This window comes from Streptomyces sp. NPDC002386 (genome assembly GCF_053593175.1).
On record NZ_JBSFBX010000012.1, the window covers coordinates 1 to 19,144 of the forward strand.

The 19,144-nt window shown below is 72.5% G+C and carries 19 protein-coding genes and 1 pseudogene; 6 read left to right on the forward strand and 14 right to left on the reverse strand.

Going from position 1 to position 19,144, the window contains the following annotated elements:
- Positions 1–471 precede the first annotated feature (471 nt).
- On the reverse strand, positions 472–1,167 hold the full coding sequence (locus ACWCPN_RS23430) for a TetR/AcrR family transcriptional regulator (protein ID WP_451209367.1): 696 nt from the start codon (positions 1,165–1,167) through the stop codon (positions 472–474).
- Between the two features lie 146 nt (positions 1,168–1,313).
- Here ACWCPN_RS23430 and ACWCPN_RS23435 point away from each other — a divergent pair, with 146 nt between their 5' ends.
- The gene (locus tag ACWCPN_RS23435) at positions 1,314–1,772 is read left to right on the forward strand and encodes a nitroreductase/quinone reductase family protein (RefSeq protein ID WP_451209370.1); all 459 of its coding nucleotides are present in this window, start codon (positions 1,314–1,316) and stop codon (positions 1,770–1,772) included.
- Here the strand turns inward: ACWCPN_RS23435 and ACWCPN_RS23440 are convergent.
- Positions 1,762–3,015 (reverse strand): geranylgeranyl reductase family protein, encoded by a 1,254-nt coding sequence (locus ACWCPN_RS23440; protein ID WP_451209373.1) that lies wholly within the window; start codon positions 3,013–3,015, stop codon positions 1,762–1,764. The genes ACWCPN_RS23435 and ACWCPN_RS23440 overlap by 11 nt on opposite strands.
- 132 nt (positions 3,016–3,147) lie before the next feature.
- Here ACWCPN_RS23440 and ACWCPN_RS23445 point away from each other — a divergent pair, with 132 nt between their 5' ends.
- Complete coding sequence (locus tag ACWCPN_RS23445; RefSeq protein ID WP_199209533.1) at positions 3,148–4,503, forward strand: M20/M25/M40 family metallo-hydrolase; 1,356 nt, start codon at positions 3,148–3,150, stop codon at positions 4,501–4,503.
- Positions 4,504–4,565: 62 nt separating this feature from the next.
- Positions 4,566–5,282 (forward strand): MBL fold metallo-hydrolase, encoded by a 717-nt coding sequence (locus ACWCPN_RS23450; protein ID WP_451209377.1) that lies wholly within the window; start codon positions 4,566–4,568, stop codon positions 5,280–5,282.
- 20 nt (positions 5,283–5,302) lie between these two features.
- Here the strand turns inward: ACWCPN_RS23450 and ACWCPN_RS23455 are convergent, their stop codons facing one another.
- The 3 genes from ACWCPN_RS23455 to ACWCPN_RS23465 all read right to left on the reverse strand — a co-directional run bounded on the left by ACWCPN_RS23455 (position 5,303) and on the right by ACWCPN_RS23465 (position 7,757).
- Positions 5,303–6,358, reverse strand: coding sequence for an NUDIX hydrolase (locus ACWCPN_RS23455; RefSeq protein WP_451209380.1), 1,056 nt, complete (start codon positions 6,356–6,358; stop codon positions 5,303–5,305).
- A gap of 141 nt (positions 6,359–6,499) precedes the next feature.
- Positions 6,500–6,691 carry a hypothetical protein gene (locus tag ACWCPN_RS23460; protein ID WP_199209535.1) on the reverse strand — a complete coding sequence of 64 codons (192 nt, stop codon included), beginning with the start codon at positions 6,689–6,691 and terminating at the stop codon, positions 6,500–6,502.
- Between the two features lie 112 nt (positions 6,692–6,803).
- The gene (locus ACWCPN_RS23465) at positions 6,804–7,757 is read right to left on the reverse strand and encodes an ROK family protein (RefSeq protein WP_451209384.1); all 954 of its coding nucleotides are present in this window, start codon (positions 7,755–7,757) and stop codon (positions 6,804–6,806) included.
- Positions 7,758–7,971: 214 nt separating this feature from the next.
- On the opposite strand from ACWCPN_RS23465, the gene ACWCPN_RS23470 reads away from it, so the two are divergent.
- Positions 7,972–9,021 (forward strand): LacI family DNA-binding transcriptional regulator, encoded by a 1,050-nt coding sequence (locus tag ACWCPN_RS23470; RefSeq protein ID WP_365124627.1) that lies wholly within the window; start codon positions 7,972–7,974, stop codon positions 9,019–9,021.
- Positions 9,022–9,057: 36 nt separating this feature from the next.
- Here the strand turns inward: ACWCPN_RS23470 and ACWCPN_RS23475 are convergent.
- The 5 genes and pseudogenes from ACWCPN_RS23475 to ACWCPN_RS23495 form a co-directional block, all read right to left on the reverse strand.
- Positions 9,058–10,355, reverse strand: a pseudogene (locus ACWCPN_RS23475) (DUF6986 family protein).
- A 180-nt stretch (positions 10,356–10,535) separates the two neighbouring features.
- On the reverse strand, positions 10,536–11,498 hold the full coding sequence (locus ACWCPN_RS23480; protein WP_199209536.1) for an electron transfer flavoprotein subunit alpha/FixB family protein: 963 nt from the start codon (positions 11,496–11,498) through the stop codon (positions 10,536–10,538).
- Positions 11,499–11,551: 53 nt separating this feature from the next.
- Positions 11,552–12,337, reverse strand: coding sequence for an electron transfer flavoprotein subunit beta/FixA family protein (locus ACWCPN_RS23485; RefSeq protein WP_451209388.1), 786 nt, complete (start codon positions 12,335–12,337; stop codon positions 11,552–11,554).
- Between the two features lie 218 nt (positions 12,338–12,555).
- A complete protein-coding gene (locus tag ACWCPN_RS23490) occupies positions 12,556–13,065 on the reverse strand; it encodes a flavin reductase family protein (protein WP_451209391.1) in 510 nt (169 codons plus the stop codon).
- 207 nt (positions 13,066–13,272) lie between these two features.
- Positions 13,273–13,686 (reverse strand): TlpA family protein disulfide reductase, encoded by a 414-nt coding sequence (locus tag ACWCPN_RS23495; protein WP_451209394.1) that lies wholly within the window; start codon positions 13,684–13,686, stop codon positions 13,273–13,275.
- Positions 13,687–13,761: 75 nt separating this feature from the next.
- Here ACWCPN_RS23495 and ACWCPN_RS23500 point away from each other — a divergent pair, with 75 nt between their 5' ends.
- Together ACWCPN_RS23500 and ACWCPN_RS23505 are read left to right on the forward strand one after the other, a co-directional pair.
- Positions 13,762–14,175, forward strand: a complete 414-nt coding sequence (locus tag ACWCPN_RS23500) for a DUF4395 domain-containing protein (RefSeq protein WP_451209396.1) — start codon at positions 13,762–13,764, stop codon at positions 14,173–14,175.
- 149 nt (positions 14,176–14,324) lie between these two features.
- Entirely contained in the window at positions 14,325–15,053 is a 729-nt protein-coding gene (locus ACWCPN_RS23505; RefSeq protein ID WP_451209399.1) for a lysophospholipid acyltransferase family protein, read from the forward strand.
- 57 nt (positions 15,054–15,110) lie between these two features.
- Here ACWCPN_RS23505 and ACWCPN_RS23510 read toward each other — a convergent pair whose 3' ends face one another.
- The 4 genes from ACWCPN_RS23510 to ACWCPN_RS23525 form a co-directional block, all read right to left on the reverse strand.
- Complete coding sequence (locus ACWCPN_RS23510) at positions 15,111–15,704, reverse strand: transglutaminase domain-containing protein (protein WP_451209402.1); 594 nt, start codon at positions 15,702–15,704, stop codon at positions 15,111–15,113.
- A 78-nt stretch (positions 15,705–15,782) separates the two neighbouring features.
- A complete protein-coding gene (locus ACWCPN_RS23515) occupies positions 15,783–16,853 on the reverse strand; it encodes a threonine aldolase family protein (RefSeq protein WP_199209541.1) in 1,071 nt (356 codons plus the stop codon).
- A complete protein-coding gene (locus tag ACWCPN_RS23520; protein WP_199209542.1) occupies positions 16,850–17,599 on the reverse strand; it encodes an SDR family NAD(P)-dependent oxidoreductase in 750 nt (249 codons plus the stop codon). Before ACWCPN_RS23520 ends, ACWCPN_RS23515 begins: the two co-directional genes overlap by 4 nt.
- Before the next feature lie 38 nt (positions 17,600–17,637).
- Positions 17,638–19,035 carry a DUF6421 family protein gene (locus ACWCPN_RS23525; RefSeq protein WP_451209407.1) on the reverse strand — a complete coding sequence of 466 codons (1,398 nt, stop codon included), beginning with the start codon at positions 19,033–19,035 and terminating at the stop codon, positions 17,638–17,640.
- Positions 19,036–19,144: the final 109 nt, after the last annotated feature.

Consider the following 19,144-nt stretch of genomic DNA (forward strand, 5'->3'; position numbering starts at 1 on the left):
CCCGCGGGGGGCCGGCGTGCCCCGCCCCCCGCCCCTGCCCCCCCCCCCCCCCCCCGGCCCCCCGCGGCCGGGGGGTGGGTGGGGCCCGCCCTCCCCGGGGAGTACGCACGACCGCCGATCGGGGCGCCCGCGGACCGGGAACAGTCCGGCGGACCCGGGCCGGACTCGGGCCACGGCGGCGGACGTCCGGCGCGAGCGGGCGCCCGGTATCGGACACCAATACACCGGAAGCCCTCGCCGAGTACCGCCGCACCCAGGCTGGAGGGCCGCTCTGCCTGCCTCCGGGCGCCAGGGACGGGGCGTCAGAGCCACCCCTTCGGCGATCCTCGTCGCCCCGCGTCCGGACCGGGGCCGGGCTCGGAGGACTCCTGTCCGTCGCACCGGTCCGTCGGCCGGACGCTTCCGGCGGGCCGCCACGACGCGCCCGGACCGGAACGGGCTCCGAGCCGGTCGCCCGGGCGCCCGCGGACATCAAGGACCGGCCGTCAGGCCCACACTCGTGGCGAGTCGTGTCGCCGCGTGGCGGAAGAAGGCCTCGCGGTCCTCGACCACGCGGTTGAACTGCCCGAACAGCTCGAAGCCGACCAGCCCGAACAGTTCGGCCCAGGCCGCGACCAGGGCCGCCGCCGCCTCGGGGGGCAGGTCGGGGGCGAGGTCGGCCGCCAGCCGCTCCGCCTCGGGGCGCAGTTCGGCGGGCAGGGGCAGCTCGGTGAGGCCGCCGCTGTCGTGCGCGTCGCGGACGATGCCGATGAGGAGCAGTCCGACGCGCGCGGCGGCCGGAACGGTGGTCTGCGGCGCGGAGTACCCGGGCACCGGCGAGCCGTAGATGAGCGCGTACTCGTGGGGACGGCCGAGGGCCCACGCGCGCACCGCCTCGCACACCGCCGTCCAGCGCCGGACGGGGTCGGAGCCGGGCGCCGCCGCGTGAGCCGCCTCCGCCGCCTCGCCGAGGGAGTCGTAGGCGTCGATGATCAGCGCGGTCAGCAGGTCGTCCCGGCTGGGGAAGTACCGGTACAGCGCGGAGGAGACCATCCCCAGCTCGCGGGCGACGGCCCGCAGCGAGAGCTTGGCCGCGCCCTCCTCGGCGAGCTGTCTGCGCGCCGCGTCCTTGATGGCCGCGGTCACTTCGATCCTGGCTCGCGCGCGGGCGCCCTGTGCGGTGCTCATCGCAGCAGTGTGCCACGAGGGTGGAGCAGTGCACACAAACGAGAGCGGCGAACAAAAAAGAGAGCACCGCTCTTGCTCTGGAGCACTCGACTGCCCCACACTGGAGTCAACCGAGAGCACTGCTCTCCCGAACCGTGGGGGCCACCATGCCGTCGTCTTCTTCGCCCTACTACCTCAAGGGCAGCCCGCTGAACGTACGGCTCAACGCGGTCATCGGCTGGCTCGCGCGGCACGGGCTCAGCCTCGCCGGGAGCGCCGAGATGTCCGTGCGCGGCCGCAAGAGCGGGCAGATGCAGCGCATCCCGGTCAACCCGCACACCTACGACGGAGCGCGCTACCTCGTCTCGGCGCGCGGCCACTCCCAGTGGGTGCGCAACATGCGGGTCGCCGGCGGCGGCGAACTGCGGGTGGGCCGCAAGGTGCGCCCGTTCACCGCGGAGGAGCTCCCCGACGCCGAGAAGCTCCCGATCCTGCGGACCTACCTGGAGAAGTGGGGCTGGGAGGTCAACCAGTACTTCCAGGGCGTGACGGCCAAGTCCTCCGACGCGGAGATCCTCGCGGCGGCCGGCGACCACCCCGTCTTCCGGATCACCGTCACGGAGTGACGGTGTCCTCCGCCGCCGTGTCGGCGCCCGCTCCCCGGCTCCGGTCGAAAGCGGTCAGGGCGCGCTGCGCGAGCGGATGCGAGCGGACCAGCTCGCCCAGGGACGTCGAGCCCTGCGTGATCTCCTTGAACGCCTTCCACGCGGGACGGAAACCGGTGAGGACCGCGTGGAAGACGCCGGGACGGCGCTCGAACGCGGCCAGCATCCGCTTGCCGACGCTCATCTCGATGCCGAGCCCCGCCTTGATCGCGAACGCGTAGTTCAGCGCCTGGCGCCGGGTGTCCACCGCGTCGTGCGCCTCGGCGATCCGGACCGCCCACTCCCCGGCCAGCCGGCCCGAGCGCAGCGCGAAGGAGATGCCCTCCCGGGTCCACGGCTCCAGCAGCCCCGCCGCGTCACCGCAGACCAGCACCCGGCCGCGGGAGAGCGGCGAGTCGTCGGCGCGACAGCGCGTCAGGTGCCCGGAGGAGATGCTCGGCTCGAAGCCGGCCAGCCCCAGCCGGGCGATGAAGTCCTCCAGGTACCGCTTGGTGGCGGCGCCCTCGCCGCGCGCCGAGATCACACCGACCGTCAGCGTGTCGCCCTTGGGGAAGACCCAGCCGTAACTGCCCGGCATGGGGCCCCAGTCGATGAGCACGCGCCCCTTCCAGTCCTCGGCGACCGTCTCCGGGACCGGGATCTCCGCCTCCAGGCCGAGGTCGACCTGGTCCAGCTTCACGCCGACGTGCGCGCCTATGCGGCTGGCGCTGCCGTCGGCGCCGACGACCGCGCGGGCCAGCACGGTCTCCCCGCCCTGCAGCACCACGGCGACGGTGCGCCGGTCGGGCACCGTCGAGCCGTGCTGCTCGACCCGCTGGACGGCGACGCCGGTGCGCAGCTCGGCGCCCGCCTTCTGGGCGTGCTCGACGAGCTGCTGGTCGAACTCGGGGCGGTTGATCAGCCCGAACAGCATCTGCCGGGAGCGGCGGGTGCGGGTGAAGCGGCCGTTGTGGGAGAAGGTCACCGCGTGCACACGGTCCTGGAACGGCAGCTCGAAGCCGGGCGGCAGCGCGTCACGGGACGGGCCGATGATGCCGCCGCCGCACGTCTTGTAGCGCGGCAGCTCGGCTTTCTCCAGCAACAGCACGCGCCGCCCCGCGACCGCCGCCGCGTAGGCCGCGGAGGCCCCCGCGGGTCCCGCGCCCACCACGACGACGTCCCATACCCGCTGCACGTCGTCCGCCGAAGAGTTCTCGCCGCTCACGATGGTCTACTGCTCCGATCAAGCCGCTTCCGCACCTGTCCCCCGCATCCTACGGCGACGATCACGGCGGACCGCTGTGGGAGGATCGGTGTACTCACCCGGTACAACGTCGCACCCACGAGGAGCGTGCCCATGTCGTCGAATCCGGTCGCCGAGACCGTCGCCTCGCTGCTGCCGAGGGCCAAGGCGGAGCTGGCCGAACTGGTCGCCTTCAAGTCGGTGGCCGACTTCGCGCAGTTCCCGAGGAGCGAGAGCGAGGGCGCCGCCAACTGGGTCGCGGACGCGCTGCGCGCCGAGGGATTCGAGGACGTGGCGCTGCTGGACACCCCGGACGGCACTCAGTCGGTGTACGGCTTCCTGCCGGGCCCGGAGGGCGCAAAAACGGTTCTCCTCTACGCCCACTACGACGTCCAGCCGCCGCTGGACGAGGCCGGCTGGACCACCCCGCCGTTCGAGCTGACCGAGCGGGACGGCCGTTGGTACGGCCGTGGCAGCGCCGACTGCAAGGGCGGTGTGATCATGCACCTGCTCGCCCTGCGCGCACTCAAGGCCAACGGCGGCGTCCCGGTGAACGTCAAGGTGATCGCCGAGGGCTCGGAGGAGCAGGGCACCGGCGGCCTGGAGCGGTACGCCGAGCAGCACCCCGAGCTGCTGCGCGCGGACGCGATCGTGATCGGCGACGCCGGCAACTTCCGCGTCGGCCTGCCCACGGTCACCACCACCCTGCGCGGCATGACCCTGCTCAGGGTCCAGGTCGACACCCTCGCGGGCAACCTGCACTCGGGCCAGTTCGGCGGCGCCGCCCCGGACGCCCTCGGCGCGCTGATCCGCGTCCTGGACTCGCTGCGCGCCGAGGACGGCTCCACCACGGTCGACGGGCTCGACTCCGGAGCGCGGTGGGACGGCCTCGAGTACACCGAGGAGCAGTTCCGCAAGGACGCCAGGGTGCTGGACGGCGTGGGTCTGATCGGTGACGGCTCGGTCGCCGACCGCATCTGGGCCCGCCCCGCGGTCACCGTCCTCGGCATCGACTGCCCGCCGGTCGTGGGCGCCACCCCGTCGGTGCAGGCCGGCGCGCGGGCGCTGATCAGCCTGCGGGTGCCGCCGGGTGTGGACGCGGCCGAGGCGACCAAGCTGCTGCAGGCGCACATCGAGGCGCACACCCCGTGGGGCGCCCGGGTCACCACCGAGCAGATCGGCCAGGGCCAGGCCTTCCGCGCCGACACCTCCAGCCCCGCCTACCAGGCGATGGCCGACGCGATGGCGGTCGCCTACCCGGGCGAGACCATGAGCTACGCGGGCCAGGGCGGCTCCATCCCGCTGTGCAACACCCTCGCCGGCCTCTACCCGCAGGCGGAGATCCTGCTGATCGGCCTGAGCGAGCCCGAGGCGCAGATCCACGCGGTCAACGAGAGCGTGTCCCCGCAGGAGCTGGAGCGGCTGTCGGTCGCCGAGGCGCTGTTCCTGACCAACTACGCGGCGGGCTGAACCCTTCTGCCCGCAGCAGAGCGCCCTCGCCGGCGGGCGGGGGCGCCGCCTACGTTCGACTGATGGACGTGCTGGAACTGCTCCCCCGCCTGCATCTGCTGCGCTTCCCGGTCGGCCAGGCCTATCTCTGGCGCGACGGCGACGAGCTGTCGCTGATCGATGCCGGGCCGATCGGCTCGGGCCGCGCGATCGCCCGGGCGGTCACGGCGCTCGGCCGCGCCCCCGGGGACGTACGGCGGATCGTGCTGACGCACTTCCACGAGGACCACGCCGGCGGGGCGGCCGAGTTCGCCGCGCTGAGCGGTGCCGAGGTGCTGGCGCACGAACTGGACGCGCCGTTCGTGCTCGGTGAACGCCCGGGCCCGCCCCCGCGGTTCGAGGAGTGGGAGCTGCCGGTCCACGCGGAGGCGGCACGGCACCTGCCCGGGGGCGAGCCGGAGCGGCCCCGGCACGTCGCCGCGTTGTCCGACGGCGCGGTGCTCGGCTTCGGCGGCGGCGCGCGGGTGCTCCACGTACCCGGGCACACGGACGGCAGCATCGCCGTCTTCCTCCCGGACGAGGGTGTGCTGTTCACCGGCGACACGGTGGCCGCCTCGCCGGCCGACGGAACGGTCATGCCGGGGGTGTTCAACCTCGACCGGCCTCGGCTGATGGCTTCCCTGCGCCGGCTGACCGCCCTCGACGCCGAAGTGGCCTGCTTCGGGCACGGCCGACCGGTGGTGGGCGGTGCGTCGGCCGCCCTGCGCGGAGCGGCCGACGGCGGACCGTCCACCGGCTGACAGCGGAGCCGTGAGAGGCCTCAGGCCGCCCGGCCCACCACCGGTACGCCGGCCTCCAGATACAGCGCGGCACCCCGCTCCCGGGCCCGGAGCGCCCAGCGCAGCCGCTCGTACCGCACCGGGGGCAGCATGCCGGCGGCCTCCTGCTCGGTCGCGAAGCGCCAGCCGCGCAGCTCCGGCCCCGGCAGCAGCACCCGGGACGCCTCGGCGGAGTCCAGCGTGCCCCCGTCGAAGAGCAGGCGCAGTCCGCCGTAGCCGGGCGGTACCGGCCGTTCCCAGTCCACGACCAGCAGCCGGGGCACCTCCCGCAGCCGTATCCCGGTCTCCTCGGCCACCTCGCGCATCCCGGCCCGGGCGGGGGCCTCACCCCGCTCGACCACACCGCCGGGGAACTCCCAGCCGGGCTTGTAGGTGGGGTCGACGAGCAGCACCCGGTCCTGCTCGTCGAAGAGCAGCACACCGGCGGCCAGCGTCTCGGCGGTGGGCTCGGGGGTCTGCACGATGTCGACGGGCCGCACCGCACCGCTGCCCACGGCGTCGGCGATGCGGACGGCGGTCTCGTACGGGGTGAGGCCGCTGGAGTCCACGAGGTGCGCGTCGGCGGTGAGCCAGGAGGCCAGGGCGGCACGGTAGGGCTCGAGGTGGTCGTACGCCCACTGCCGCTGCCGGTTGTCGCCCTCGGACGGGTCCGGCGGGAACCCGCGCCCGGCGATGCGCTCCCGCAGGATCGTTTCGGCCGGGGTGAGCAGCAGGTGCCGTACGGGGATCCGGCGGGCGGCGAGGCCGCCGAAGATCTCGTCGCGGTACTCCTGGCGCAGCAGGGTCATGGGAACGACCAGCGTGCCGCCCAGCTCGGCGAGCATCGCGGCGGCCGTGTCGATCACGAGCCGGCGCCAGATCGGCAGGTCCTGGAAGTCGCCGACCTCGGCGAGGCGCTTGGGCGGCAGCAGGTGCGGGAGTGCCGCGCCGATGACCTCGGGGTCGAAGAGCGTGCTGTTCGGGATCAGTTCGATCAGTTCCCGTGCGGTCGTGGTCTTCCCCGCACCGAACGCGCCGTTGATCCAGACGACGGTCACGGACTCCCCCTCTTCTGTTGGCCCCCTGTGGCTTGCCCGCTCCACCCTGCCACGGAAACCACGTCCAGTTGAGGGCGCGCATACGCCAGTGCCGGTGCCTCCGGTGAGGGTGACACCGGCACTTTCACCGGGGGTCCGGGGCTACTTCTTGCCGCGCGCGTTCTCCGCCACGGCGAGGGTCGCCTCGCTGACCAGGTGGTCGACGTCGCCGAGCGTGTTGGAGAGCTTGAGGTCCCGGGCGGGCCCCTGGTCCGCGGCGTGGGACGGGGTGACGGCGGCCACGACGAATCCGGTGGCTAGGGAGGCGATGGCCAGCATGCTGCGCTTCTTCATGCCCTGATCAACTGCCGAACCCTGCGGAGGGTCACGCGGATGACGCGGATTGGCCCCCGCCGGTCCTGCCGCGTCGACGGCCCCGCGGCCGTGCACGCCGCGGGACCGCGGCTCAGACCCCCGCCGCCGTCGCGTCCGGTCGCCGGGACAGCGCGGCCGCGGCGGCGCCGACCAGGCCCGCGTCCGTGCCCATCTGCGCCGGCGTGACCGTCAGACGCCGGACGAAGGAGAGGGTCGCGTAGTCGGTGAGCGCCTTGCGCAGGGGCGTGAAGAGGATGTCGCCGGCCTTGCCGACTCCCCCGCCGATCACGGCGATGTCGATCTCCACCAGGGTCGCGGTGGCCGCGATACCGGCGGCCAGGGCCTGCGCGGCCCGCTCGAAGGAGGCCACGGCCACCGGGTCGCCCGCCCGGGCGGCGGCGGCCACCGCCTCGGCGGAGGTGTCCCCGTCGGGGCGGGGCCGCCAGCCCCGCTCCAGGGCCCGGCGGGCGATGTTGGGGCCGCTGGCGATGCGCTCGACGCAGCCGCGGGCACCGCACGGGCACGGGTCGCCGTCGAGGTCGACGCTGATGTGCCCGATGTGCCCCGCGTTGCCGGTCGGACCGGGATGCAGACGGCCGCCCAGCACCAGGCCGCCGCCGACCCCCGTCGAGACCACCATGCACAGCGCGTTGTCGTGGCCGCGGGCGGCCCCCTGCCAGTGCTCGGCCGCCGTGATGGCCACCCCGTCGCCGATCAGCTCCACCGGCAGGCCGCCGGTGGCCGCGCGCACCCGCTCGACCAGCGGGAAGCCACGCCAGCCCGGCACGTTCACCGGGCTCACGGTGCCCGCCGAGGCGTCCACCGGGCCCGCGCTGCCGATGCCGACCGAGCCGGCCCGTCCCCACAGCGGGGAGCCGGCGAGATCACCGAGCACTCCCTCGACGGCCCGCATGACCGTTTCTCCGTCCTGCTGGGCGGGGGTCGCGCGCTGGGCACGGGCCTGGATCCGTCCAAGACCGTCCACCAGCGCGCCGGCGATCTTGGTGCCGCCGATGTCGAGGGCCGCCACGAGGTCGGTGTACATCAGAGTCAGATCTCCCCGTTGATGCTCGAGAACCAAACAGACGCGGGCCGGTCAGGCGGTGGGGGCGCAGGCCGGAGACAGCTGTGAACAGTCTCTCGCGCATCTGACAACGTTGTCCAGGCTCTATGCTCGACGCCACATCCTCATATGGACCATCGAACACCGCAGCCCGCTCCTCCCAGAACTCCACGGACCCAGGACAGGACACCGCATCGTGCCCGAGACCACCCGCCGCGCAGACCGCCTCACCGGGAACCGTTACGGCAACCGCCCGACGATGAAGGACGTGGCGGCCCGGGCCGGGGTGGGCCTGAAGACGGTGTCCCGGGTGGTCAACGGCGAGCCGGGCGTCACCCCGGACACCGAGCGCCGGGTGCAGGAGGCGATCGAGGCGCTCGGCTTCCGCCGCAACGACAGCGCGCGGGTGCTGCGCAAGGGCCGGACCGCCAGCATCGGCCTGATCCTGGAGGATCTCGCGGACCCGTTCTACGGCCCCCTCAGCCGCGCGGTCGAGGAGGTGGCCCGCGCCCACGGCGCCCTGCTGATCAACGGCTCCAGCGCGGAGGACCCGGAACGTGAGCAGGAACTGGCGCTGGCCCTGTGCGCGCGGCGGGTGGACGGCCTGGTGATCATCCCGGCCGGTGACGACCACCGCTATCTGGAGCCGGAGCTGCGGGCGGGCGTGGCCACCGTGTTCGTGGACCGGCCCGCCGGCAAGATCGACGCCGACGTCGTCCTGTCGGACAACCACGGGGGCGCCCGCGACGGCGTGGCCCACCTGATCGCACAGGGCCACCGCCGGATCGGCTTCATCGGCGACATGCCCCGTATCCACACCGCGGCGGAGCGGCTGCGCGGCTACCGCGCGGCCATGGAGGACGCGGGGATACCCGTCGAGGACGCCTGGATGTCCCTCGGCGCGACGGATCCGGAACGGGTGCGCCGGGCGGCCGAGGAGATGCTCTCCGGCCCCTCCCCCGTGACCGCGATCTTCACCGGCAACAACCGGGTGACGGTCACGGTGATCCGGGTCCTCGCCGAGCGGACCCGGCCGGTCGCCCTCGTCGGCTTCGACGACATCGAGCTGGCCGACCTGCTCCGGCCCGGCGTCACGGTCGTCGCGCAGGACGCGGCCGCGCTCGGCCGGACGGCCGCCGAGCGCCTCTTCCGCCAGCTGGACGGCTCCCTCGTCGCGCCGGAGCGCATCGAGCTGCCGACCCGGCTGATCACCCGCGGCTCCGGCGAGCTGCCGCCCGCCGGCTGAGCCGCCCGCGCCGGCCAGGGCCGGCGCCGGACGCCGTTACGTGGCGGAGGCCGTCAGGTCGCCGCGGCGGGGAGCCGCGAAGCCCCCAGGTCGGCCCGGGTCAGTCCGCTCAGCCGGGCCACCTCGGCGATGTCGAGGGCCCCGCAGTCCAGACCGCGCAGCAGATAGCCGCTGAGGGCCTTGGCGGTGGCCGGCTCGTCCATGACGTCGCCGCCGGTCCGGCCGACGTAGCGGGCGAGACGGCCCGCGGCCTGCTCGAAGCCCTCGCGGTAGAAGGCGAACACGGCGGCGTACCGGGTCGGGATGTGACCGGGGTGCATGTCCCAGCCCTGGTAGTAGGCGCGGGCCAGGGCGCGGCGGGTGAGGCCGTAGTGCAGACGCCAGGCGTCGTGGACCTTCGCGGCCGGGCCGACCGGGAGGACGTTGGTGGAGCCGTCCGAGACTCGTACGCCGGTGCCCGCGGCCGCGACCTGCATCACCGCCTTGGCGTGGTCGGCGGCGGGGTGGTCGCTCGCCTGGTGGGCGGCGGACACGCCGAGGCAGGCGCTGTAGTCGAAGGTGCCGTAGTGCAGTCCGGTGGCGCGGCCCCCGGCGGCCTGGATCATCCGGGCGACGGTGGCGGTGCCGTCGGCGGCGAGGATGGCCTGGCTGGTCTCGATCTGGATCTCGAAGCCGAGCCGGCCCGCCGCCAGTCCGTGGGCCTTCTCGAAGGCCTCCAGCAGCCGTGCGAACGCGCCGACCTGCTCGGCGTACGTGACCTTCGGAAGAGTCAGCACCAGTCCGGCGGGAAGTCCGCCGGCCTCCATCAGTCCGGTGAGGAAGACGTCGAGGGTGCGGATGCCGCGGTCGCGCACCGCGGCCTCCATGCACTTCATGCGGATGCCCATGTACGGGGCCGCCGTGCCGTCGCGGTACGCCTCGGCGATCAGACGGGCCGCCCGTGCGGCCGCCTCGTCCTCCTCGGCGTCCGGGCGGGGGCCGTAGCCGTCCTCGAAGTCGACACGCAGGTCCTCCACCGGCTCGCGCTCCAGCTTGGCGCGGACGCGGGAGTACACCGGCTCGGCGAGGTCGTCGGACAGACCCAGCACCGCGGCGAAGGCGGTGGCGTCGGGGGCGTGTTCGTCGAGCGCCGCGAGGGCCCGGTCGCCCCACGAGCGGATGGTGCCGGCGTCGAAGACGTCGCCGGGGACGTACACCGTGTGGACGGGCTGGCGGGTGCCGGGGTCGCCCGGGTAGCGGTGCGCCAGCTCCGCGTCGACCGGCGCGAGGGAGGCGCTGATCTCCTCGCTGACGGCACCCGCGAGGCTCGTGGCCACCTTCTCCTGCTGACCCATCCCACACCCTCCAATTTTCCGCTCTACGGAATCAACAATCCGTTGAACGAAGTTATCCGGGGAGCTTCCCGCCGGTCAACACCCCCGCGAGGCCCGCCGGCACCGGTACGGCTGGGTCCAGCATGCGCCGAGGCCCCCGTGACCGCGCCGGTCACAGGGGCCTCGTGGAGCGAGGGGGGCTCAGCCCTTGCGGACCTTGACCTCGTCGGTCAGCTGCGGGACGACGTCGAAGAGGTCGCCGACCACGCCGTAGTCGACCAGGTCGAAGATCGGGGCCTCGGCGTCCTTGTTGACGGCCACGATCGTCTTCGAGGTCTGCATGCCGGCGCGGTGCTGGATCGCGCCGGAGATGCCGTTGGCGATGTAGAGCTGCGGCGAGACCGACTTGCCGGTCTGGCCGACCTGGTTGGTGTGCGGGTACCAGCCCGCGTCCACCGCGGCGCGCGAGGCGCCGACGGCCGCGCCGAGGGAGTCGGCGAGCGCCTCGATGATCGAGAAGTTCTCGGCACCGTTGACGCCACGGCCACCGGAGACCACGATCGCGGCCTCGGTCAGCTCCGGGCGGCCCGTCGACTCGCGCGGCGTGCGGCCGGTGACCTTGGTGCCGGTGGCCTTCTCGGAGAAGGACACGCTCAGGGCCTCGACCGCGCCGGCGGCCGGGGCGGCCTCCACGGCGGCCGAGTTCGGCTTGACCGTGATGACCGGGGTGCCCTTGCTGACACGGGACTTGGTGGTGAAGGACGCGGCGAACACCGACTGGGTGGCCACCGGACCCTCGTCGCCGGCCTCGAGGTCGACGGCGTCGGTGATGATGCCGGAGCCGATGCGCAGCGCCAGGCGGGCGGCGATCTCCTTGCCCTCGGCGGAGGACGGGACCAGCACGGCGGCCGGGGAGACGGCCTCGTGGGCGGCCTGCAGGGCGTCCACCTTCGGCACGACCAGGTAGTCGGCGTACTCGGACGCGTCGTGGGTGAGGACCTTCACCGCGCCGTGCTCGGCGAGCGTGGCGGCGGTGTCGGCGGCGCCGTTGCCCAGCGCGACGGCGACGGGCTCGCCGATGCGGCGGGCCAGGGTCAGCAGCTCGAGGGTGGGCTTGCGGACGGCACCGTCCACGTGGTCGACGTAGACGAGGACTTCAGCCATGGGATTGCTCTCCTGCGTAACGAAGTTGAGGGGCGGTCAGCGGGTGCGAGCCCTTAGATGAACTTCTGGCTCGCGAGGAACTCAGCGAGCTGCTTGCCGCCCTCGCCCTCGTCCTTGACGATGGTGCCGGCCGTGCGCGCCGGACGCGCGGCCGCGGCCTCGACCTTGGTCCAGGCACCCTCCAGGCCGACTTCCTCGGCCTCGATGTCCAGGTCGGACAGGTCCCAGGACTCCACCGGCTTCTTCTTGGCCGCCATGATGCCCTTGAAGGACGGGTAGCGCGCCTCGCCCGACTGGTCGGTGACGGACACGACGGCCGGCAGGGAGGCCTCGAGCTGCTCGCTGGCGGCGTCGCCGTCGCGGCGGCCCTTGACCGTGCCGTCCTCGACCGAGACCTCGGAGAGCAGGGTGACCTGCGGGACGCCGAGACGCTCGGCGACCAGCGCCGGCACGACACCCATGGTGCCGTCGGTGGAGGCCATGCCGGAGATCACCAGGTCGTAACCGGCCTTCTCGATGGCCTTGGCCAGCACCAGCGAGGTACCGATGGCGTCGGTACCGTGCAGGTCGTCGTCCTCGACGTGGATGGCCTTGTCGGCACCCATCGACAGGGCCTTGCGGAGCGCGTCCTTGGCGTCCTCGGGGCCGATGGTCAGCACGGTGACCTCGGCGTCGTCCGCGTCCTCCGCGATCTGCAGCGCCTGCTCCACCGCGTACTCGTCCAGCTCGGAGAGCAGACCGTCAACGTCGTCGCGGTCGACGGTCAGGTCATCGGCGAAGTGCCGGTCGCCAGTGGCGTCGGGCACGTACTTCACAGTGACAACGATCCTCAAGCTCACGCCGGCTCTCCTACTGCATCGTCATTTCCGGGCTGCCTCTTGGAGGCAGCATAGGCGCCTCAAGCGGCCGATTCCGGTCGGGGCGTCCGCGCGCTCCGACCGAAATATTACTCGTCAGTACACCCAGTTCCTGCCCGCTAAGCAAGCGCTTTGAACTGTGACCTTCGCAACGCAGCGTAACCGGAATTCGACATCGACGCAGGACCGCGGCGGTGTGCTCAATCCCGCAGTCCGTTGAAGCGGCCCTGGTGGTAGAGGAGGGGGCGGCCGGCGCCCGTCGAGTCACCGAGGACCACCTCGGCCAGCACGATCCGGTGGTCGCCGGCCGGGACCCGGCCGACCACGCGGCAGACCAGCCAGGCGAGCACGTCGTCGAGCACGGGTACACCCTCCGGGCCCTCGCGCCAGGCCGTGGGGGCGCCGAACCGGTCGGCTCCGCTGCGGGCGAAAGTGGCCGCCAGGTCGCTCTGGTGCTCACCGAGTATGTGGATGCCGACGTGCTCCGACGTCGCCACGGCGGGCCAGCTGGAGGCGCCGGTGCCGATGCCGAAGGAGACCAGCGGCGGCTCGGCGGAGACGGAGGTGAGGGAGGTGGCGGTGAAGCCGACCGGTCCCGCGTCGCCGCGGGCGGTGATCACCGCGACACCGGCGGCGTGCCGGCGGAAGGTGGAGCGAAGCAGATCGGGAGAGGCGAGCTGCCAGGCGCTCAGTCCAGGAGTGGCCGTCACGGAGTTGTCCTTCTGCGAGAGGGGTCGAGCGGGGCCGGGGTCGGTCAACAGCCCGGACAGCGCGCGCTCGCGGTGCGGGCCAGGTCGACGTGGACCCGCCCGAAGAGAAGGAGTTCGGTCGGCACAGGGTCAGGCTGACGACACGTGGCACGCGCAGTCAAGTTCGGTCCGCGATCCGGGAGAAGGCTCACCCGGCCACGGGGGGCCTCACACCGCCTCCCCGAGTGCCGCGATCACATCGGCCCTGCGCGGCTGCCCGGCGGCGCGGCGCACCACGCGTCCCTCGGCGTCCAGCACCAGGACGGTGGGCGTCTTGAGGATGCCCAGTGCGCGTACGAGGTCCAGGCGGGCCTCGGCGTCGATCTCGACATGGGTGACACCCGGCACCATCTCCGCGACCTCGCCGAGGACGCGCCGGGTCGCGCGGCAGGGCGCGCAGAAGGCGCTGGAGAACTGCACCAGCGTTGCGCGGGCGCCGAGTTCGCCGCCCAGCTCCGCCGCACCGAGCCGTCTGCCGTCGTCCCGCCCGTACACCCGCACCCTCCCGCTCCGCCGCCTGTGCAGCGCTCCGTAGGCGCTCGCCACGACGAGCACCGCCACGCACACCATCACTCCGGTCATCTTCGGCACAAGCGTTCACGAGACCGCAAAGATTCCCGCCTGCCGCGGGAGCGGGCGTTGCGGAATGCTTCGTTCATGGACATCGACGCGAGAGGTCCGCGCTTCGGTGCGGCCGTGACGACCGCGGTGCTCGCGGTGGCGCTGATCACACGAAACCCCTGGACACTGGCCTGGCAGACCGCGGCGTTCACGCTCGGTGCGGCCGGCGGGGTCGGGCGGTCGCCGTACGGCGTGCTGTTCCGGACACTGGTGCGGCCGCGGCTCGGGCCGCCGACGGAGTTCGAGGCGCCCGAACCGCCCCGGTTCGCGCAGGCCGTGGGCCTGGTCTTCGCCGGGCTCGGTCTGGTGGGCCTGACGGTGGGGCCGGCCTGGCTGGGACTCGCGGCGACCGGCGCGGCGCTCGCGGCGGCCTTCCTCAACGCCGCTTTCGGCCACTGCCTGGGGTGCGAGATGTACCTGCTGCTGAAGAGGGTGACGGTACGTCCGTAGTGACGAGGATCTCGCCGTGTCCGGGCACCAGGACTGGCTGTCCGTCCGTTCTTCGGGCACGATCTGCGAGACGCCGTAAACCTACGGCTGCGTAACTTTCCCGCCGGGAGCCCCTTTCCCGAGCAGAGCAGAAAGGGCCCACCCCGCCCATGGCAGAGCTGGTCTACCGTCCCGTCATCGGTTTCGCCAAGACGCTGTTCAAGGCCTGGGACCTGAAGATCGACTGCCAGGGGTCGGAGAACATCCCGCGCTCGGGCGGTGCGGTGCTGGTGAGCAATCACATCAGCTACCTGGACTTCATCTTCAACGGCCTGGCCGCCCTGCCGCAGAAGCGCCTGGTGCGGTTCATGGCGAAGGAGTCGGTTTTCCGGCACAAGGTGTCCGGCCCGCTGATGCGCGGGATGAAGCACATCCCGGTGGACCGCGGGCAGGGTGAGGCGGCGTACGAGCACGCCCTGGACTCGCTGCGCTCGGGCGAGGTCATCGGGGTGTTCCCGGAGGCCACGATCTCGCAGTCGTTCACGCTGAAGAGCTTCAAGTCGGGCGCCGCCCGCCTCGCCCAGGAGGCGGGCGTGCCGCTCGTCCCGATGGCGGTGTGGGGCACCCAGCGGCTGTGGACCAAGGGGCAGCCGCGCAACTTCCGGCGCAGCCACACCCCGATCACCATCCGGGTCGGCGAGCCCGTCGAGGCCCCGCGCGACCAGTACGCGGGCGCCATCACCCGCCGTCTGCGCGAGCGCGTGCAGGAGCTGCTGGAAGCCGCCCAGCGTGCCTACCCCGCGCGCCCCAGGGGCGCGGAGGACTCCTGGTGGATGCCGGCCCACCTGGGCGGTTCGGCGCCGACGATGGAGCAGCTGCGGGCGGCCGAGGCGCACTGACCCGGCGCGGGCCGGTCTTCACGGGCCCGCGGGAGAGTTCCCAGGAGCCGCGTGCCCCTACAGGCCGCCGGGGAGCGTCCGCCAGAGATGCGGGCGGTCCGGGGCGGCCTTCAGCGCGCCGACGACGGCCGGATGGGGTGCGGCGTACAGGACCGGGTGGTCCGCCTCGTTCGACGCGGGGTCCGGGACCCAGGCCAGCCGCTCACCGTCCAGGGAGAACCGGGCGTCGACCCCGGGCTTGTTGCCGCGCGGGTCCTGCCGGTGCCAGGCGCCGCGGAAGCGCACGGCCACCAGGCCGTGCAGCACGTGGCCGCCGCCGTCGTCGTGCGTCAGCCGCTGGTAGCACAGCGCCGTGGGGATGTCCTCGGCGCGCAGCAGGGCCGCAAGGGCGTGCGCCTTGGCATGGCAGATGCCCGTGCGCAGCGCCAGCACGTCGGAGGCCCGCCAGGTCACGCGCGGGTCGTCCGTGTCGGCGGAGTGCGGGACGGTGTCGCGCACGAACTCATAGGCGGCCTGTGCATAGGCATACGAGTCCGCGGCATCTTCGGCGAGACGGGCGGCCGTCGCCCGCACGACCGGATGATGGTGATCGATGACCTCGTCCGCGGCCAAATAGGCGGAGAGGTCGGCGGTGTCCTGGATCAGCTCCATGCCCGCAGAGCATAGGTATGCGATCACCCGTCAGTCAATGACTTTCCAGGTGACCGCATATCTATGCATAGCTGGAAGCTAGCGCGCCATCTCCTCCTTGAGCGCCGCCACGAAGAGGTCGACGTCCTCCTCCGTGGTGTCGAAGGAGCACATCCAGCGCACGTCGCCGGCGGCCTCGTCCCAGAAGTAGAAGCGGAACCGCTTCTGCAGCCGCACGCTCACCTCGTGCGGCAGCCGCGCGAAGACGCCGTTGGCCTGCACCGGGTAGAGGATCTCCACTCCGTGGACCGCCCGGACGCCCTCGGCCAGCCGCTGGGCCATCTCGTTGGCGTGGCGGGCGTTGCGCAGCCACAGGTCCTTGGCGAGCAGCGCCTCGAGCTGCACCGACACGAAGCGCATCTTGGAGGCGAGCTGCATGCTCATCTTCCGGATGTGCTTCATGTGCGAGACGGCGTCCTGGTTGATGACCACGACCGCCTCGCCGAACAGGGCGCCGTTCTTGGTGCCGCCGAGCGAGAGGATGTCCACCCCGACGGCGTTGGTGAAGGTCCGCATCGGCACGTCGAGGGACGCGGCGGCGTTGGCTATCCGGGAGCCGTCCAGGTGCACCTTCATGCCGTGCGCGTGGGCGTGCTCGCAGATCGCGCGGATCTCGCCGGGCGTGTAGAGCGTCCCCAGCTCCGTGCTCTGGGTGATCGACACGACCTGCGGCATGGCACGGTGCTCGTCCTCCCAGCCGAAGGCCTGCCGGTCGATCAGCTCGGGCGTGAGCTTGCCGTCGGGCGTGGGCACGGTGAGCAGCTTCAGACCGCCCATGCGCTCGGGGGCGCCGCCCTCGTCGACGTTGATGTGCGCGCTCTCGGCGCAGATCACCGCGCCCCAGCGGTCGGTGACCGCCTGGAGCGCGACGACGTTCGCGCCGGTGCCGTTGAAGACCGGGAAGGCCTCCGCCGTGGGGCCGAAGTGGCCGCGGACGATCCGCTGGAGGTTCTCGGTGTAGTCGTCCTCGCCGTACGCCACCTGGTGGCCGCCGTTCGCCAGGGCGATGGCGGCCAGCACCTCCGGGTGGACTCCGGCGTAGTTGTCACTGGCGAAACCGCGGACCTCGGGGTCGTGATGACGACGCGCGTCGGTCCTGGGAGGGTTCACGGCTTCTCGGTCAGCCACAGACGGTTTCCGTTCACTTCGGCGGCGGTCTTGCTCCAGACGCCCTCGACGGCCTCGGCCAGGTCCTTGACGTCCGTGAAGCCCGCGAACTTCGCGTTGGGGCGTTCGGCGCGCATCGCGTCGTGCACCAGCGCCTTCACCACCAGGATGGCAGCCGCCGAGCGCGGCCCCGCCTCGCCCCCCGCCTTGCGGAAGCCGTCCGCCATGGCGAGCGTCCAGGCCTCGGCCGCGGCCTTGGCGGCGGAGTACGCCGCGTTCCCGGCGGTGGGCTTCGACGCGCCGGCGGCGCTGATCAGCAGGTAGCGGCCGCGGTCGCTGCGCTGCAGGACGTCGTAGAAGGCCAGGGAGGTGTTCTGGACGGTACGGACCAGCAGCTTCTCCAGCAGGTCCCAGTCGGCGAGGTCGGTCTCGGCGAAGGTGGCGCTGCCGCGCCAGCCACCGACGAGGTGGACCAGGCCGTCGACGCGGCCGAACTCCTTCTCGGTGCGGTCGGCCCAGGCGCGGGTGGAGTCCAGGTCGAGCAGGTCGACCGTCTCCCCCGTGACCGTGGCGCCGCCGCCCGCGTAGCGGGCCGCGTCCACGGCCTCCGCAAGGCGCTCCGGGTTGTTGTCGGCGCCGACGACGATCGCGCCCGCCTCCGCGAGCCGGACCAGCGTGGCGTGCCCGGCGGGTCCGCCCGCGCCGGCCACCGCGATCACCGCACCACTGAGAGACCCGTTCCCCACCATCTTCTTCCCCTCTTGAGCAGTGTCGTTCGGGCGGTCGCTCACGCGGCTGCCCGCTCGGCGCCGTCCGCGGTGATGCCCTTCGTCGAGGCGATCACGTTCTTCAGCTTCTTGGACAGGGCCTCATAGAACATGCTCAGCGGAAACTCGTCCGGAAGCACGTCGTCGACGAGCTTGCGCGGCGGCTGGCTCAGGTCCAGGGCGTCCGGGCCCTTGGCCCACTTGGAGCCGGGGTGCGGCGCCAGGTAGGTGGCGACGAGCTCGTAGCCGGCGAACCAGTGCACCAGCTTGGGGCGGTCGATGCCGTCCTTGTACAGCTTCTCGATGTCGGCGCACAGCTGGTTGGTGACCTGCGGGGCGCGCTCCCAGTCGATGGAGAGCTTGTTGTCGGTCCAGCGGACGACGTCGTGCTTGTGCAGGTAGGCGAAGAGGAGCTGGCCGCCGAGGCCGTCGTAGTTGCGGTTGCGGTCGCCGGTCACCGGGAAGCGGAACATCCGGTCGAAGAGCACCGCGTACTGCACGTCCCGGGCCTGCGGGACGCCGTCCGCCTCGAGCTTCACGGCCTCCTTGAAGGCGGTGAGGTCGCAGCGCAGCTCCTCCAGGCCGTACATCCAGAACGGCTGGCGCTGCTTGATCATGAACGGGTCGAACGGCAGGTCGCCGTGGCTGTGGGTGCGGTCGTGGACCATGTCCCAGAGCACGAAGGCCTCTTCGCAGCGCTTCTGGTCGTGGACCATCGCGGCGATGTCCTCGGGCAGCTTCAGGCCCAGGATGTCCACGGAGGCGTCGGTGACCCGGCGGAAGCGGGCGGCCTCGCGGTCGCAGAAGATGCCACCCCAGGAGAATCGTTCCGGCGCCTCGCGCACGGCGATGGTCTCCGGGAAGAGGACGGCGGAGTTGGTGTCGTAGCCGGCCGTGAAGTCCTCGAACTTGATGCCGCAGAAGAGCGGGTTGTCGTACCGGGTGCGCTCCAGCTCGGCCAGCCAGTCCGGCCAGACCATCTTCAGCACGACCGCCTCGAGGTTGCGGTCGGGGTTGCCGTTCTGCGTGTACATCGGGAAGACGACCAGGTGCTGCAGGCCGTCCGCCCGGCCGGCCGCGGGCTGGAACGCGAGCAGGGAGTCCAGGAAGTCCGGTACCGGGAAGCCCTCCTCCGCCCAGCGGCTCAGGTCCGTGACCAGCGCCTCGTGGTAGGCCGCGTCGTGCGGGAGCAGCGGGGAGAGCCGCTCGACCGACTCGACAACACGGCACACGGCGGCCTCGGCGTCGGAACGCTCCGGGGCGCCCTCGGCCTCGAAGTCGATCGATCCGTCCTTGGACTGCCATGGCCGGATCTGCTCCACGGCATCCTTGAGCACGGGCCAGGCCGGGTGCTCAACCACCCTGGTCAGCGAAGGAACCTTCTCCTCCGTAGCCGCCTGCACAAGAATTTCCGTCATGTCCCATCCTCCACGGGAGAACCTCGCGTACGCACACCGTACGCATACCCCGTTTCTCCCAGCAAGAGGCAGCTCGGGAAATTATTCTGCGCAACCCCATGGTCACCGC

What these genes read in the sequence shown, in the direction of transcription:
- ACWCPN_RS23435 (WP_451209370.1), top strand. Translation starts at nt 1,314, where the DNA reads ATGCCGTCGTCTTCTTCGCCCTACTACCTCAAGGGCAGCCCGCTGAAC.
- ACWCPN_RS23500 (WP_451209396.1), top strand. Translation starts at nt 13,762, where the DNA reads ATGGACATCGACGCGAGAGGTCCGCGCTTCGGTGCGGCCGTGACGACC.
- ACWCPN_RS23445 (WP_199209533.1), top strand. Translation starts at nt 3,148, where the DNA reads ATGTCGTCGAATCCGGTCGCCGAGACCGTCGCCTCGCTGCTGCCGAGG.
- ACWCPN_RS23450 (WP_451209377.1), top strand. Translation starts at nt 4,566, where the DNA reads ATGGACGTGCTGGAACTGCTCCCCCGCCTGCATCTGCTGCGCTTCCCG.
- ACWCPN_RS23465 (WP_451209384.1), bottom strand. Translation starts at nt 7,757, where the DNA reads ATGTACACCGACCTCGTGGCGGCCCTCGACATCGGCGGCACCAAGATC.
- ACWCPN_RS23525 (WP_451209407.1), bottom strand. Translation starts at nt 19,035, where the DNA reads ATGACGGAAATTCTTGTGCAGGCGGCTACGGAGGAGAAGGTTCCTTCG.
- ACWCPN_RS23520 (WP_199209542.1), bottom strand. Translation starts at nt 17,599, where the DNA reads ATGGTGGGGAACGGGTCTCTCAGTGGTGCGGTGATCGCGGTGGCCGGC.
- ACWCPN_RS23510 (WP_451209402.1), bottom strand. Translation starts at nt 15,704, where the DNA reads ATGGAGCTGATCCAGGACACCGCCGACCTCTCCGCCTATTTGGCCGCG.
- ACWCPN_RS23480 (WP_199209536.1), bottom strand. Translation starts at nt 11,498, where the DNA reads ATGGCTGAAGTCCTCGTCTACGTCGACCACGTGGACGGTGCCGTCCGC.
- ACWCPN_RS23505 (WP_451209399.1), top strand. Translation starts at nt 14,325, where the DNA reads ATGGCAGAGCTGGTCTACCGTCCCGTCATCGGTTTCGCCAAGACGCTG.
- ACWCPN_RS23495 (WP_451209394.1), bottom strand. Translation starts at nt 13,686, where the DNA reads ATGACCGGAGTGATGGTGTGCGTGGCGGTGCTCGTCGTGGCGAGCGCC.
- ACWCPN_RS23460 (WP_199209535.1), bottom strand. Translation starts at nt 6,691, where the DNA reads ATGAAGAAGCGCAGCATGCTGGCCATCGCCTCCCTAGCCACCGGATTC.
- ACWCPN_RS23430 (WP_451209367.1), bottom strand. Translation starts at nt 1,167, where the DNA reads ATGAGCACCGCACAGGGCGCCCGCGCGCGAGCCAGGATCGAAGTGACC.